This window comes from Collinsella sp. zg1085 (assembly GCF_018889955.1).
In the GTDB taxonomy this organism is placed as follows: Bacteria; Actinomycetota; Coriobacteriia; order Coriobacteriales; family Coriobacteriaceae; genus Collinsella.
In genome coordinates, this window is record NZ_CP076545.1 from 1,368,213 (window position 1) to 1,382,809 (window position 14,597).

The window sequence follows — 14,597 nt, forward strand, 5'->3', positions numbered from 1 at the left end:
AGTTGGAACTCCAGCAAGGCCAACAAGCCGGTTTACATACAGTAGTCCTGACCTGCACGTTGGCAAAAGTTACCAATTTGACGCTCAAATACGCCTCTGACCTGCACGTTGGCAAAAAAGACTAATTTGACACGATTTTTTGGCAAAAATGACGAATTTGGCGTAAAGCGACAGCTGTTGTTTTACTTGCAGGCCGTCTACCTGCAGCTTTGTTAAATAATTACTAACCCGCTGGGTTATAAAGAGTCAAATTCGTCAATTTTGCCAAAACAACACTTGTCTATTACCTAAGGTCTTAAAGATAGTGACGCAATACAAATTGTCGCAGTTTTTCTTGTCGGATTGCAAAATCGGCTGGATACCTATCAGCCCGCTCACCTGCTTGCATACGCAAGGCTTCAAAGAGCCGCACAAAGGCCTGCTGGTTAAAGAGTGACTGCTTTCGTGCAACCACCACTTCAAAGCCAAGTGACTGTAAGGTCTGTCTACGTTCCTCATCTGAAATACCCCGCTGCTCTTCTTCATGCATAGACCCATGATATTCAAAATCGGTGCCTGACTTTTTAAGAAGAATGTCAGCAAGAAAGTACTTTGAACGGGTAAGCTGCTGCAGATGAGACGGGACATCAATACGGGCATTAAGCTCAATGTCCCGAATACCTAAACCTCCCAAACGCTTAGGTAAACTAATAAGCATCGCACAGGCTGTTTCCATAGGAGAACGTGCATGGTTATGCACATATTTCAGAGCTTGAAGTGCTTTTTTCTTGCCGCCATGTATATCAGTATGGTGTGCATAATCACACAAGGCTTCTACCGTAGTGAGTGATGGTCGCTCAAAATACCTTTCCTTAGGGCTTACTGACAAAGAGTAATCGGCGCAAAGCTCATAGTACAGCTCAACCAGCTCGAGTAAGGATAAGTATCGCGCCATCTGAAGAGCAATTAAACGAATATCTGGTATCCAAAAATGCTCATATTCCTGTAAAAAGCCTACTGGGACATAGCCCTGTTGTACATGGCTTTGAACAAAACCACCGCGCGACCTACTTTGAGTATCTGATACAACAATGTGAAAAAGATGTTGCTCCACCTCCGAAAGCCCCTGCGCTTTAAGTGCTTGAAACGCCAATTGAAATTCGTGAGGCAGTGTTTGTTTTGTCGATAAGCAACACGGAGTTTCAGGCGCACAAGCAAGTGGTGCAGGACGCGCCGCTAGGCGGTACCAAGCTAGTGCAGTTGTATGTCCCAGAATCGGCTTCATACCAGTATCTTGCCACAACGCAAGATGAAGGTTTTACGTCAAATACCAGCACTTTTCCACCAGTCAATCGTAATGTACTTCGCATCTATGCTCAATCTCACACGCAACTTATACCAATCTGCTTTTTGACTAATATGCTCTGGTGGAAAACCAATAAAAGCCCAGTTGACTAAAACCAACTCCATAGATTTTTCACTACGCTAACATGCTTGAGCGTATTAAAAATTATTTTGAAAACGATTCTCTTTGTTGGCACTTTATGAAGCAATATGCCTAGCATAGTTTTTGTCTGCGCACAGAGCTACCTATGCACAAGCGCTTTAAGCAAACCTACCTGTTAGCGCACAAAGCGCGAATCATGCGCGATGCGCTCGACAAGGGCAACATCGGCAGGCATCCACGGAAGAATAGGAAGTTCATGGGGTGCAAGCCAAGCAACCTGGCGTTGATTATCAGCTAGCACCAATACTGCATCATCGTCTAAGCTGCATACAAAGCAATCCATAATGAGCTGCATTTCTGGATAGCTATAACAAACCTGCTCGTAGAGGTCCTCAATGTGCACTGTCACGCCAAGCTCTTCGGTCAGCTCACGCACACATGCAGCCTCTGCCGTCTCGTTTGCCTCAAGCTTGCCACCTGGAAACTCCCATAGTCCTGCTCGCTCCCCATAGCCCCGCTGTACAGCAAGTATCTTGTTATGCCGACATAGTATTGCTGCGGCAACATGAACACGTTTCATACAGGCCTGGCGCTCCTCAGGATATACAACGCCCCAGTCGCGCCTAAGCTTAGTCATTACCTGCATAACGTCATCTGCATAATCAAGCAAAGCGCGCGTGGCGCTATCTCCAGCAGCCGCCGCCTCAAGGTCTGCCAGCTCGTAACACAGTGCGTAACCCTCATTGCCCACATATACATCTTCACGCTGCCCGGTGTCTGTCCAAACAATTGTTGCGTGGTCTGCTCGTGGATAGTCATCAACTTGAATATATGCTCGCTCAAAACTTAAAACCGCACGCTTTGGCTGCTTTGAATGGAGCGAAAGAGAAAAAATACCTAGCTGACCTTCTTTGTTGCGCGTGACAAAACCGCTGCTCTCATCAACGCCGGTGCTTGCAAGATTTGCAAGCGATACAAGCTCGGTGGGAGCACTTGCCATAAACAGCCGTGCAATGCTCAATGCATAAACCCCAATATCAAGCATGGCACCACCAGCAAGATGCGGATTATAAAAACGATTTGATAAATCACCATAGGGCTTGTAGCTGCCAAAACTCACCTGCGCGAGATTAAGCGAACCAAAATCACCCGCATCTACACGACGCTTGAGCTCCTTATATAAGGGCATATGCAAAATGGTTGTTGCATCCATGAGCACAACGTCATTTGCATCAGCAATATGGCGAGCCTCGGCCAATTCCTCACTATTAAGCGTAATTGACTTCTCACACAGCACATGTTTGCCAGCTGCAAGTGCTGCGCGGAGATAATTTATATGCGTGTTGTGCGGCGTAGTAATATAAATTGCATCTATGTTGGGGTCTATATAGAGCTCATCAACATTTGCATAAACCTTTTCTACCTGATATTTCTCAGCAAATGCATGGGCTTTGTCGAGGCTTCGATTAGCGACACCAGCAAGACGACGACCTGCGCAGGCAAGAGATGTTGCCATCTGATTTGCGATAACCCCGCAGCCAATTACCGCCCAACGAATCATGGGAGCAGAAAATATATCCTGCGGGAAAGGCTGGTTTGCTATACGCGCAAAGGCTGCATCAGCTGCTGCGGCGGCATTTTGGGGAGCAGCAGCACCGGTAGCAACAACAGTGGTGTCTTGTGAAGCAACAACACCGGTAGCAACAGGGATGCCAGATGCGGGTGTCGTAGACACAGGTGCCGCCGATGCAGCCACAGACCCAGAGTTTAACCTAGATGCATCAGTGGACTTTCTCCCCATCTTCTGACCATCAAGCCCGCAATGCCCTGCTTCCTCACGCATTTCTAATGCCTGCTCAGCCATATCAACCCCCTCTTTTGTACACGCCCGTGCATAACCAGAAAAACGAACAGCCCCGCCCAGCACAATAGCGCACAGGCGAGGCTGTTCATCGATGCGTTTCTACATCAACTCGCACACACGCTGAGCAAAGGCAACTGGGTCCTCGGGCAGCATGCCCTCAACAAGCAAAGCTTGGTCATACAGCAACTCGGCCATAAGCTGCACGCGCTCTGCATCGCCTGCGGCCTGTGCGGCTACCAGCTTGTCAAAAACTGCATGCTTGGTATTAAGCTCAAGCACGCGCTGAGAACGCGGCAACTCACCAGCATCTGCCTCAGGGCCGCGTGCAAGCACTTTTTCCATCTCAAGCGACAAAGCGCCTTCGGTGGTAATGCACGCAGGAGCCTCAGCAAGACGCGCCGAAACGCTTACACGTTCTACCTTGCCAGCAAGTGCCTCTTTCATGGCTGCAAAAAGATTCTCATGTTCTTTTGTAGCAGCCTCTGCGTCTTTCTTCTCGTCCTCAGTTGCTAGGTCAAGGTCACCCGACGCAACGTTTTTGAGCTCAAACGTGCGGTCTTCAAGCTCCGGCTCTGCACCGTCAGCCTGCGCTTTGCGCGCTGCCTCGGCTGCTGCTGCATCTTCATATACCTTTGGCAAACCATGAGCCTGGTAGTTTCGCATAGCTTGGAACGTAAATTCATCAACGTCTGCGGTGCAAAGCAAAACATCATAGCCACGCGCTAACACGCCCTTAACCACCGGCATCTTTGCCAAGCGCTCACGATTATCACCTGCTGCATAATAGATTGCCTTTTGCGTATCGGGCATTGCGGCAGCATACTCGGCAAGCGTAATCATCTTTTCTTGTTGAGCGCTCCAAAACAGCAGCAAATCCGCCAAATCAGCAGCTTTAGCACCGTAGCTCTGATAAATTCCAAACTTGAGACCCCGACCAAAGTTTTCAAAGAACTGCTCATAAAGCTCACGATTCTCATCACGGAGACTTACCAGCTCAGATGCAATCTTTTTCTCAACACGCGATGCTATGGCGCGCAACTGACGGTCATGTTGCAGTGTTTCACGGCTAATATTGAGTGAAACATCTGCCGAATCTACAATTCCGCGCACAAAGTTAAAATAATCCGGCAACAACTCAGCGCATTTTTCCATAATCATGACGTTTGAGCTATACAGCGCTAGTCCCTTTTGATAGTCACGGCTATAGAGGTCAAACGGTGCCTTTGCAGGAATATAGAGCAGCGCATCATACTCAAGGCTACCTTCTGCATGAAACGAAATACTCCGCGCTGGATTTTCCCAATCATGAAAACTTGCCTTATAAAACTCGTTATATTCTTCTTCACTCACATCAGAGGAGCGCTTTTTCCAGATAGGTGTCATGGAATTAAGCGTCTCAAGCTCTTGGTAATCCTCATATTCTGGCTGATAATCATCACCAGCATCTGCAGGGCGCTCCTTTTCACGGCTCTTTGTTACCATCATTTGAATGGGATAGCGCACATAATTGCTATAACGCTGCACCAAATCGCGCAGCCCCCACTCAGACAGATAGGTATCAAAACGCTCGCTCAGCCCACTGTCTGTGGCGTCCTCATTTTCACGGATTGTCAGAATAACGTCAGTGCCGTGGCTCTCGCGCGAAGCGTCTTCAATGGTATAGCCTTCAAGACCATCAGACTCCCAAACATGAGCGCTATCCTCGCCAAACGCGCGGCTCACCACACGAACCTGCGAGGCAACCATAAAGGCCGAATAAAAGCCAACACCAAACTGGCCAATAATGTCTACGTCGTCGCCCTGATGCTCGGCATGTTCTTGCTTAAACTCTTGACTGCCCGAATGCGCAATGGTGCCCAAGTTTTGCTCAAGCTCCTCAGCAGTCATGCCAATACCATTATCAGAAATGGTAAGTGTACGCGCGTCCTTATCAAAACTTAATCGAACCGCTAGGTCGTCGGGGTTAATCTGAATACTTGAATCGGTGAGAGCCTTAAAATTAAGCTTATCAACCGCATCAGAAGCGTTTGAGATTAGCTCACGCAAAAAGATTTCTTTATTGGTATAGATTGAGTTAATCATGAGGTTAAGCAGTTTTTTGCTTTCTGTTTTGAACGCGCGCATATGCGCCCTCCTTCTTGCTCGGCAATATGCGTAGCATGGTTCGCTGCAATTTATCTATCATACATAGACTGAAGTTTTATATCCCATTTACGCTAAGATATGCACGTCGAAATTATTTTCATAGTGCACACAGGGCATTGCATGCTGCAATGTATTGCTTTCTGTGCGCTGCTATGCATCCTAAAAACGGGACTCCGAGCGATTGTCAATAGGTAGACATATGCTAAACATAGTATGTTCAGGTGTAGATATACAACTAATGCTGCCACCATGTGCGGTGACAATTTCTTTTGCAATGGCAAGCCCCAAACCAGCACCACCTCTATGTGTAGCACGCGCGGCATCCAAGCGATAAAACTTCTCAAAGATAAGCTCAAGCTTTGGTGCAGGAATTGGGTCGCCTTGGTTTTCAAACGCTATGCATATCTGCTGGTCTTGTTTTGTTGCTCTAATAATGATTGATGAGTTTTCATAACTATAGGCAATAGCATTTTTCATGACATTATTAAAGACGCGTGCCATTTTATCGCCATCAATAAGTGCCGTGAGCTTTTCAGACATCTGCAGCTCAACCGTCTTATGCTGAGCAGTAAGCGTAGGATAAAACTCGTCTGCCACCTGCGCCAACATCAAATTAAGCGAAACAAAACCACGCGTGAGTACAATATCGTGAAAATCAAAGCGCGTAATATCAAAAAACTCCTCAATAAGAGCGTCTAAGCGATGAGCCTTCTCAAGCGCGATGCCCGTAAAGTGAGCCCGCTGCTCAGCAGGCAAATCTGGCGCTTCCTCAAGCAGCGACAGATAGCCCACCACACTTGCAAGCGGTGTTTTAAGGTCGTGTGCCAGATAGGTCACAAGGTCATCTTTGCGACGCGCCTCATCACGAAGCGCTGACTCAGTCATTTGCTGGCGTTTACGAATCTGGTTAACAGCGCCCTCAACAGCCAGATAATCGGCCGATGGGCGACCCCAATCGTCAGGGCGCTCAATCAATCGCTCGGTAATATGACTTGCAATGACAGTATCTGCCTCGTGTTTGCCACGCGCCTTGCCCACATAGTAAACAGAACGCGCCATAAAAAACGCCACACATGTCCCCATTGCTATAACACAACCAAGCACAACAAAGAAAAACTCAAGGCTGATTTCTAAAAATATAAGCGGTCCGGCAAGAATATTACCTATTCCCAGTACACAGAGCCAAGCAACGCTTCCTATGGTGAGAGAACGACGCACTGCCACAAAGCGATCAGACAAAATATAACCTGCGGCCACAAGGATAACAATTGGCACAATATTCAACATACCAAGTAGAACTACCAGCAAGATGCCAAAACTTACCAGAGCTACCATGCGACTATCAAGAATAGAACGAAGATGCCGAGCTAAGCTCTCAATATCGCTATCCTCAGCAATTTGCACGTATGTGCGCTCTGCCTTTCCGGCAAATGGCAAACTTTCATTCGCCTGCGACTGCTGCTCAGACTGACCCGCGGGCACCTCTGTATGCACGGTATCGGTTGAATGCATCTGCGCGTTAAGGTGTATATCCTGGCTCGTTGGAGTGCTCTGCGCCTCATAGTTGAGAGATGTTGCGTCACCAGTAGAGCTCTCCCACTCCTGATGGTGCGCGTCCATATCTTGAGGCAGCTGCTGTGCTTCCTGAGATGGCCGCTGGCTCGATTGTGTCTCAAACTCAGCCAACCCAGAGCTCTTAAAAGGGCTCACCGGTAGTTTTTCATCTGCCTGCTCAAGAAATTTCATATAGCCGCACCTCGCTTTGAACCTTTAAGCTGTAGAGCCACTTGCTTCAATGGTGTAGCCAACACCCCAGATATTTCGGATAAAGCGCGGGCTTGAAGCGCTGTCTCCAATTTTTTCACGCAGATGACGAATGTGCACCATAACCGTATTGTTAGAGCCCTGCATAAACTCTTCGTTCCATACCGAGCTAAACAATTCTTCAACCGGAACCACATGCCCACGATGCTCGGCTAAATACAGCAAAATGGAATACTCAAGCGGTGTCAGGCGAACCAGCCGTTCATCAACACTTACCGTATGTGCATTGCGGTTAATAAGAAGTCCATCGATTGAAATAATACTCGTGTCCTTTTCGCGCTCGTCACGCGAACTATAGGTCAAGCACCGGCGAAGCTGAGCTTTTACGCGGGCAACCAACTCAAGCGGGCGAAAAGGCTTTACCACATAGTCATCGGCACCAAGGCTCAAGCCTTCAATTTTGTCTTGCTGAGCATCACGAGCGGTAAGCATGATAACGGGATAGGTATAATCTGCGCGGATTGTACGCAGCAACTCAAAACCATCGATGTCTGGCAGCATAATATCAAGTACAGCAAGGTCAAAGTTCTGCGAAAGAATTGCTTTAACCGCATCGGCACCGTTGTATGCAAGCGTAACCTCAAAGCCCTCGTTTTTTAGGTAAATTCCCACTAAATCGGTAATGGTGCGCTCATCATCGACAACTAAGATATGTATCCCCATACTATAAGCTCCTTTCACCTTCTCTATCTTACGAAGATTGCACAAGAATAGATATAGGGAACACGCGCAATTAAGCATCCTTTAAGGGAGAGGTTAAGCAAAAGACTCTTTTGACAAAAATGGGCAATCTGGCACTAAATTCTGACAAAAACAGGCAATGTGGCAATTAACCCCCTAGAGCAGAAAATACTACACCTCTTCTACCTGCAGATTTATAAAACAACGAATAACCCACGGGTGTTAGGTACTGCCAAATTGCCCGTTTCTGTCAAAACAGCTGATGATAAACAACAAACAAGCCCACCTCAAAGGAGTTCAAACTTTTCTCTTGCATAGTATTATGCTTTATATAATACTATGCATTACATAGTATTTGTTGGAAGGAGGTATATGGATACCCAGATAAAACGCGGGTTTCTTGAAGCTTGTGTTCTAGCAGCGCTCAGCAAAGGCGAGTCCTATGGCTACCGCATCATTAAAGATGTGCCTGCTGTACTTGAGCTTACCGAGTCTACGCTGTATCCCGTCCTAAAACGACTTGAAGCGGCACAAGCGATTAGCGCACATTCCGTTGAACACAATGGCCGCCTGCGAAAATACTACGGTCTCACGCAGACCGGACGCAATCAGCTCTCCACATTCATTGCCGAATGGCAGCAAATCGATGACATTCGTGAATTTCTTTTTAATGCAAAGGAGTCTTTATGAACAAGAAAGCGTATCTGTCAGCTTTAAGCGACGCGCTTTCCAGCTTAAGCCCAGCTGATCGCCAAGAATCACTCGACTTTTACGCTGAAATGATTGATGAGCGCGTAGCCGATAACATGACCGAAGAAGAAGCGGTTGCCGAACTTGATGAGCCTGCAGTTGCGGCTGAGACTATCATCAATGAGCTACCCGTTGTGCCGCGAACCGTTGCTCGTGGTAAAAGAAACTATAGCAAGCTGTTTTGGATACTTGTTATTCTTGGCTCACCTTTGTGGCTAAGTATACTACTTGCGCTCTGCATGTCAGTATTTACAGCAGTTGTTATTATCTGGACCTGTAGTTTTGGATTTGTAATTGCAACCGGTGCTTTTTTATTCGCTCCTTTTATAGGTATCGGGAGTGCTGTTCAGGCATATATCCAGGGAGAGCAGCTTTTTGCCCTTTGGCAGTTAGGGAGCAGTTTATTCGTCTTTGGTCTCGGGCTTTGTATGCTTAGCACCATTCGTGCCGTGCTCATTTATCCCGCCCGTTGGTCTAAAGCCCTCTTCTCATGGCTGCGTTCTTTGTTTAAGAAAGAGGTTTCTCATGGAGCAAAATAAAGTTTTATCATCTAAGCAGTGGAAAATTGTTTATATCGTAGCCGCCCTTTGTATTGCCCTTGGCGCGGCGTGCATGGTAAGTGCATGGACACTCAACGGCTCTGTTGTTCCCTTCTTAAACCGTACTGGAAACTATATTGATAAACAGTTTAATCGTGGTCGTAAACGCAACATGACAGCCGCCGAACAAGCACAGCTTGAGCGTGATATGTCTAAACTTGTTGACGATGCTGTTGACGGTACATTCGACCATCTGTTTGATGACTAAGCAAGTCGCTAGATTTCAGGCTAGGTTTAAAAGCTCGTTTTAGAACGCATCGCAATTCAAAAGCAGCTACTCAAAAAAGCAGGCTCGGGTAATAAACCCGAGCCTGTTGATGCTTCTGGAGCCAGCAATCGGACTCGAACCGATGACCTCCGCTTTACGAGAGCGATGCTCTACCAACTGAGCTATGCTGGCACACCTCTTTGCGCCGGTACGCGATTGCTAATAGTACGTGGAAACAAAGACGCGCGCAAGCGTAAATTCACAAATCCTTAGACGTACAAACCAGAAACGGTTACCGATGCCTCAGAATACAGTTTGTTTGCAAACTCTTGCCACGTAGACTTGCTGTTTTGATTTTTTGCTAAATACTGCTGATAAGCAACGTAATAGGCCGACTGAGCCTGTGCGTAGGTAGCTGACTCAGCACTAAACTCTTCTTTGCCAAGTGCCTTAAAGTAAGGACCATCCTGTGATGCCCAAGTTCCCTTTTCGCTATCCCATTCTTTGCCAGCAAGATTGATGATGTAGCTTGCGTAGTCTTTTGTAGCTTGCTGCTTGTCGCCATTCTCTGGCTCGGCTGGAGCCTCAGGAGCTGCACCAGCATCATTTTTGGGTGCAATCTCTTCGTAGAGCTTTGAGATGATGGTATTTTGACGAACAATATCTTTTGCCTGGTCTTTGGTTAGTCCATATTGTTTAGCCATTTGGTCATAATCGCTGGTACCAACCGACTTCTCAGCATATGTCTTCATCTCATCATCAGTGGCAGAAAGCCCCCGAGACTCTGCCTCTGAAAGCAAAATCTTGTTTCGCACATAGCCAATGACAGTCTCTGTTGAAGGCAGTTGATATTTATTATCTGCATTTTTTGCACGCTCAAGGCTGTACTGCACCTCAATTGCTTCGCGGGCGCTCACCTGGTGTGACTTGCCCTTAAACGTCCAGCGTGCAACTGTTGTATCAAGCTGTTTTTCTTCAATCAGAGATGTTCCGGTGCCTTGTACACCTGAGCCGCTACTCCCAATAAAGTAACCGCACACACCCGCCAGCACAACAAGTACAACAGCCGCCAAAGCAATGACTGACAGCTTCTTTGATGCATGATGGTTTCCGCTGCACTCACATGCGTGCCCATGACCATGCATGTGCATGTGGTGTTGCGCGCTCTCCTCATCATCTGTGGTCTGCGAGTTGGCCTCAGACGTATCCTCGTCTACAGACTCGTCCGCATCAGCAGGCTCTTCTGCCGCCGTGTCCTCGTCCTCAAGCTCGGCAATGCCCTCCATAAGCGCATCATCTTGTGCGTCGGCAAGTTTTTGCGCCTCGGCAGCTTCAGCCGCAGCTTCTGCTGTCACACCACTTGCAATATCCTCAGCAGACTCACCACTTACCAGATCAATGGGATTTTCTTCAAGCCCATCAGGACCTTCACCGCGGCCGATTACCTCAACGCCCTCGATGACGTCGTTGTCTTCATCTTTCTTCTGATAAAAACCCATGACGTTTACTCCTTTGAATGAAAAAACACACGTATAGCAAGCATACGACTGTTTGCACAAAAGACACCTAAGGTTTTCTTATTCTTTGAAAACCCGCGAGTTGTCAGTTTGCCTAGAGCGGCTGAGCTCTACAGCAAGCATGACATACGCTCCTATTTGCAGCGTGCGCGCCAACTACCGCGCGCTACACCTGTTCTAGCTGCTTAATAACCGCATCAGCGAACGCCTGCGTTCCCACCGCGCCATCAGATGTGCCCGTCAATGCCCGTTTCACATCACCAGTCACATGCGTGCCTATTGCAAGCGTTTGGCGCACTGCTGCACGAATACGCTCTGCCGCCTGTCCTTCGCCCAGATGGTCTAGCATCATCGCTGCCGATAATATTTCAGCCGTGGGATTTGCAATGTCTTTGCCTGCAATATCAGGCGCAGACCCATGCGTTGCCTCAAAAATAGCAGCACCCTCACCAATGTTGGCTCCGGGAGCCATGCCCAGACCGCCCACTAAGCCCGCACTAAGGTCAGATACAATATCGCCATATAGATTAGGTAATACCAAAACATCAAATTGATAAGGGTCTTGCACCAGTCCCATACAGGTTGCGTCAACAATTCTGTGGTCAAAGGCAATATCGGGATATTCAGATGAAACCTCTTCTGCTACATGCAAAAACAGCCCATCGGTTTCTTTCATGATATTTGCCTTATGCACCGCAGTCACCTTTGAGCGATGACATTTTCGCGCATACTCAAACGCGTAGCGAACAATACGACGTGAGCCTTCAACTGAGATGGGTTTAAGACTTAGCGCCGAACCCGCACGGAAGCTAGCCTGGCCAGAACCTTCTACAAGCTTAGCGATTTCTTCAAGTTCAGGAGCCTGAGGCGCAAACTCAATACCAGCATAGAGGTCTTCGGTATTTTCACGAATAATAACAAGGTCAATATCCTGATAGCGCGAGCCATCGCCGGGCTGCGACAAGCAGGGGCGCACGCAAGCATATAGGTCAAAATGCTTACGCAAAGCAACATTGACGCTCCGAAAACCGGTACCCACCGGTGTAGTAATGGGTCCTTTAATGGCAACGCCTACCTCAGCAACCGCATCAAGTACATGTTGAGGCAGTGGCGTACCATATTCACCCATAACGGCAGCACCCGCCTCGTGCACTTGCCACGCAATGGCTACGCCCGTTGCATCAACTACCCGACGCATAGCCTCAACAATCTCAGGACCAATACCGTCGCCGGGAATACAAACAACCTGATGAGCCACGCTAACTCCTACTCGTCGTCTTCGAGGTCGTCATCAAGCGCTTTTGAAACGACACGCGCACGTTTTTGCGGGTTTTCTAAACGGAAGCGCTTAACCAACAGGTCATAAATTTCAGACGAGCGCGCACGCAGGTATGCGCCTTTGCCATTTTCTGCATCAAAATGTAAACGACCAGCAAGCTCACCCGCTACATGTCCATCAATCTTGCCGGTAGCAAAACTATGCAAGCAGATAAGCATATCGCGATACTCAAGGTCGCCGTGATAACACTGAATGGCTTCATCGATGATGGGCCAGACCTTTTCTGAACGGCGGCGCTCAGTGGAACCCCAAGTGGTCAGCAAGCGAAAGGCCGCTAGACGAAGAGTTGCTGAGTCCTCGTCAAACAGTGCCTCTTCTGCTGCGGCATATGCAGCGCCAATTGCGCGGGCGTGCTTTTCAACAAGCATCGAGCACGCATCTAGGATTTCCCAACGCGTCTGCGCCTCAGGACGCTCAAGTGCATCAATGAGCTGCGAAATATACGGGTCTAATAGCTCAGGTTTTTGGGTGCTCAAAAGTTGCACTACATGAGCTGCAAGCTGGCGCTTTCGACGACTTGAACCCTCCAAGTCATCAATAAGTGCTTGAAGCGCTTCGGGTTGTTGTACAACCGCTTCGAGCTGCTCAAGCTCCTCAGGACTCAAATTGCCTGTTGTTTGCTCTGCCATAGACTACCTCGCATTTCCTTGGTGTGGGGTATGTTCAAAAGATTGAGACCGTGGCATATCGGTATCAGACGACCTTGGTGTTTCTATTGACATGAGCTGCGGAGCTGCAGCTTTATCAAGGCGACGCTTGCGACGAGCTTCGCCCGTACCGTTTTGCTCTGTTTCACGATGGCTTTTATTAACATTGAAGAGCTTATCATGCACCTTCCACGGTCCCACCGACTCGCCAAAGGCCATCTTAAGTCCAACAATGCCTCCGCTCAAAGCACCTATAACTGCTGCATATAACAGCGGATACGGCGCTACAAAGATACTCACCAACACAGCACCAACGATTGCTACCACATTCATGAGGATATAATCTTTGGTGGTAACTGCACGAGTTCCAATACTCTCACCAAGCTTAAATCCAATGCTCATAGCAAAGAAGAAGAGCAGGGCAGCCAAAATTAAAAAGGCAAATTCCATGACGTTTTAGGCTTCCTCATGGTGTCCGTGATGGTGATGATGGTGCTCATGGTTGCACGAACATTCGTGAGAATGATGATGCCCATGCCCACCACATGCACAGCTGTGCTCATGAGCCTCACCAGCATCATGCGCACAGCCACAACCCTCTTCGCCATGCTCGTGACCGCACTCGCAGCCATCCTCGGCCTGCGTTGTATAGCGCGACCAATCAAGACCCGCAGCAACTGCCTCAGCTTCTTCTTGATACAGCAAGGTAATGGCCTGTACGCCCAAATCTGAGCCGCCAATAGCATCAAGCATGTCAAGCAAGGTAAAAGCGGTATCGGCACCGGGAAGTGCAATCTCTTTATCCTCTGCTGCCTGAAGGGCAAGACCAATGTCTTTAAGCATATGCATGACCTTAAAGCCCGGACGATAGTCACCTACCATCGCTGATGGAGCAAGGGTTTTCATAGCGCCTGATTGCCCAGTGCCCTCGCAAATCATGGCCTGTACCTGCTCAAGATTCAACCCAGACTGCTGTGCTAACGACAAAGCATCAGCCATACCCATCAATGAGCCTGCCAACGCAACCTGATTTGCAAGCTTAGCTGCCTGTCCACGACCCGGCGCACCAAAGCAATGAATATGTGCGCTGAAGCTCTCAAGTACATCGCGTACAGGAGCAATTGTTTCTTCGGTAGCTCCCACAATTAAGGTCAAGCTGCCAAGCTGAGCCCCCGTATCGCCGCCAGTGACTGGACAATCAAAAGCCAAAAGTTTGCGCTCCTCGGCAGCAGCGGCAAGCTCTTCAGCAAGCTGTGGCGAGCTGGTGGTAAGGTCAATAAGTGTAGTACCAGGTTTAGCACCTGCAAAAACACCCTCGCTTGAGAGATAGACCTCTTCAACGTCACTGGGAAAGCCTACCATGGTAAAAACCACATCTGCCGCAGCAGCTGCAGCCGCAGGGCTTTCGACAAGCGTTGCCCCGCGCTCTACTAAATTTGCTGCCTGCTCAGGATGGCGAGCATACACGGTAAGCGGAAAGCCCGCGTCTAAAATATGGCCTGCAATAGGCGCTCCCATGATACCCAGACCTATAAAGGCAACTGAGTGCTTACTCTTGGACATGTTTACTCCTCGTCTTAGCCCATCTGGCTTATTG

13 protein-coding genes, 1 tRNA gene and 1 pseudogene are annotated in these 14,597 nt (G+C 48.3%); 3 read left to right on the plus strand and 12 right to left on the minus strand.

What is annotated here, in order from left to right:
* Positions 1 to 295: 295 nt before the first annotated feature.
* The 6 genes and pseudogenes from KPC83_RS05815 to KPC83_RS05835 form a co-directional block, all read right to left on the minus strand.
* On the minus strand, positions 296 to 1,264 hold the full coding sequence (locus KPC83_RS05815) for a hypothetical protein (protein ID WP_216278319.1): 969 nt from the start codon (positions 1,262 to 1,264) through the stop codon (positions 296 to 298).
* A 337-nt stretch (positions 1,265 to 1,601) separates the two neighbouring features.
* Entirely contained in the window at positions 1,602 to 2,006 is a 405-nt protein-coding gene (locus tag KPC83_RS07190) for a (deoxy)nucleoside triphosphate pyrophosphohydrolase (protein ID WP_253201046.1), read from the minus strand.
* Between the two features lie 12 nt (positions 2,007 to 2,018).
* Positions 2,019 to 2,987: pseudogene (locus KPC83_RS07195) on the minus strand (Gfo/Idh/MocA family protein); the annotation flags it as partial.
* Between the two features lie 402 nt (positions 2,988 to 3,389).
* On the minus strand, positions 3,390 to 5,414 hold the full coding sequence (gene htpG, locus KPC83_RS05825) for a molecular chaperone HtpG (RefSeq protein ID WP_216278321.1): 2,025 nt from the start codon (positions 5,412 to 5,414) through the stop codon (positions 3,390 to 3,392).
* Positions 5,415 to 5,594: 180 nt separating this feature from the next.
* Entirely contained in the window at positions 5,595 to 7,181 is a 1,587-nt protein-coding gene (locus KPC83_RS05830; protein ID WP_253200886.1) for a cell wall metabolism sensor histidine kinase WalK, read from the minus strand.
* A 24-nt stretch (positions 7,182 to 7,205) separates the two neighbouring features.
* Positions 7,206 to 7,922, minus strand: a complete 717-nt coding sequence (locus tag KPC83_RS05835; RefSeq protein ID WP_216278322.1) for a response regulator transcription factor — start codon at positions 7,920 to 7,922, stop codon at positions 7,206 to 7,208.
* A 390-nt stretch (positions 7,923 to 8,312) separates the two neighbouring features.
* On the opposite strand from KPC83_RS05835, the gene KPC83_RS05840 reads away from it, so the two are divergent.
* From KPC83_RS05840 to KPC83_RS05850, 3 genes are read left to right on the plus strand one after another with little or no spacing between them, the layout of a single operon-like run.
* Positions 8,313 to 8,630 (plus strand): PadR family transcriptional regulator, encoded by a 318-nt coding sequence (locus KPC83_RS05840; protein WP_216278323.1) that lies wholly within the window; start codon positions 8,313 to 8,315, stop codon positions 8,628 to 8,630.
* Positions 8,627 to 9,229, plus strand: a complete 603-nt coding sequence (locus tag KPC83_RS05845) for a DUF1700 domain-containing protein (RefSeq protein WP_216278324.1) — start codon at positions 8,627 to 8,629, stop codon at positions 9,227 to 9,229. Before KPC83_RS05840 ends, KPC83_RS05845 begins: the two co-directional genes overlap by 4 nt.
* Positions 9,216 to 9,497, plus strand: a complete 282-nt coding sequence (locus KPC83_RS05850; protein WP_216278325.1) for a hypothetical protein — start codon at positions 9,216 to 9,218, stop codon at positions 9,495 to 9,497. The genes KPC83_RS05845 and KPC83_RS05850 overlap by 14 nt, the downstream gene beginning before the upstream one ends.
* Positions 9,498 to 9,613: 116 nt before the next feature.
* Here the strand turns inward: KPC83_RS05850 and KPC83_RS05855 are convergent.
* The 6 genes from KPC83_RS05855 to KPC83_RS05880 form a co-directional block, all read right to left on the minus strand.
* A tRNA-Thr gene (locus KPC83_RS05855) sits at positions 9,614 to 9,689 on the minus strand.
* 77 nt (positions 9,690 to 9,766) lie between these two features.
* Positions 9,767 to 10,996, minus strand: a complete 1,230-nt coding sequence (locus tag KPC83_RS05860) for a hypothetical protein (RefSeq protein ID WP_216278326.1) — start codon at positions 10,994 to 10,996, stop codon at positions 9,767 to 9,769.
* A gap of 184 nt (positions 10,997 to 11,180) precedes the next feature.
* The gene (locus tag KPC83_RS05865) at positions 11,181 to 12,272 is read right to left on the minus strand and encodes an isocitrate/isopropylmalate dehydrogenase family protein (protein ID WP_216278327.1); all 1,092 of its coding nucleotides are present in this window, start codon (positions 12,270 to 12,272) and stop codon (positions 11,181 to 11,183) included.
* 8 nt (positions 12,273 to 12,280) lie between these two features.
* Positions 12,281 to 12,982 (minus strand): hypothetical protein, encoded by a 702-nt coding sequence (locus tag KPC83_RS05870; protein WP_216278328.1) that lies wholly within the window; start codon positions 12,980 to 12,982, stop codon positions 12,281 to 12,283.
* Between the two features lie 3 nt (positions 12,983 to 12,985).
* A complete protein-coding gene (locus KPC83_RS05875) occupies positions 12,986 to 13,450 on the minus strand; it encodes a hypothetical protein (protein ID WP_216278329.1) in 465 nt (154 codons plus the stop codon).
* Between the two features lie 6 nt (positions 13,451 to 13,456).
* A complete protein-coding gene (locus tag KPC83_RS05880; RefSeq protein ID WP_216278330.1) occupies positions 13,457 to 14,563 on the minus strand; it encodes an NAD(P)-dependent oxidoreductase in 1,107 nt (368 codons plus the stop codon).
* Positions 14,564 to 14,597: the final 34 nt, after the last annotated feature.

Excerpts from the sequence above, each read along its gene's own strand:
- KPC83_RS05860 (WP_216278326.1), bottom strand. The coding sequence starts at position 10,996 with ATGGGTTTTTATCAGAAGAAAGATGAAGACAACGACGTCATCGAGGGC.
- KPC83_RS05815 (WP_216278319.1), bottom strand. The coding sequence starts at position 1,264 with ATGAAGCCGATTCTGGGACATACAACTGCACTAGCTTGGTACCGCCTA.
- KPC83_RS05830 (WP_253200886.1), bottom strand. The coding sequence starts at position 7,181 with ATGAAATTTCTTGAGCAGGCAGATGAAAAACTACCGGTGAGCCCTTTT.
- KPC83_RS05870 (WP_216278328.1), bottom strand. The coding sequence starts at position 12,982 with ATGGCAGAGCAAACAACAGGCAATTTGAGTCCTGAGGAGCTTGAGCAG.
- KPC83_RS05880 (WP_216278330.1), bottom strand. The coding sequence starts at position 14,563 with ATGTCCAAGAGTAAGCACTCAGTTGCCTTTATAGGTCTGGGTATCATG.
- htpG (WP_216278321.1), bottom strand. The coding sequence starts at position 5,414 with ATGCGCGCGTTCAAAACAGAAAGCAAAAAACTGCTTAACCTCATGATT.
- KPC83_RS05850 (WP_216278325.1), top strand. The coding sequence starts at position 9,216 with ATGGAGCAAAATAAAGTTTTATCATCTAAGCAGTGGAAAATTGTTTAT.
- KPC83_RS07190 (WP_253201046.1), bottom strand. The coding sequence starts at position 2,006 with ATGAAACGTGTTCATGTTGCCGCAGCAATACTATGTCGGCATAACAAG.
- KPC83_RS05835 (WP_216278322.1), bottom strand. The coding sequence starts at position 7,922 with ATGGGGATACATATCTTAGTTGTCGATGATGAGCGCACCATTACCGAT.
- KPC83_RS05840 (WP_216278323.1), top strand. The coding sequence starts at position 8,313 with ATGGATACCCAGATAAAACGCGGGTTTCTTGAAGCTTGTGTTCTAGCA.
- KPC83_RS05845 (WP_216278324.1), top strand. The coding sequence starts at position 8,627 with ATGAACAAGAAAGCGTATCTGTCAGCTTTAAGCGACGCGCTTTCCAGC.
- KPC83_RS05875 (WP_216278329.1), bottom strand. The coding sequence starts at position 13,450 with ATGGAATTTGCCTTTTTAATTTTGGCTGCCCTGCTCTTCTTCTTTGCT.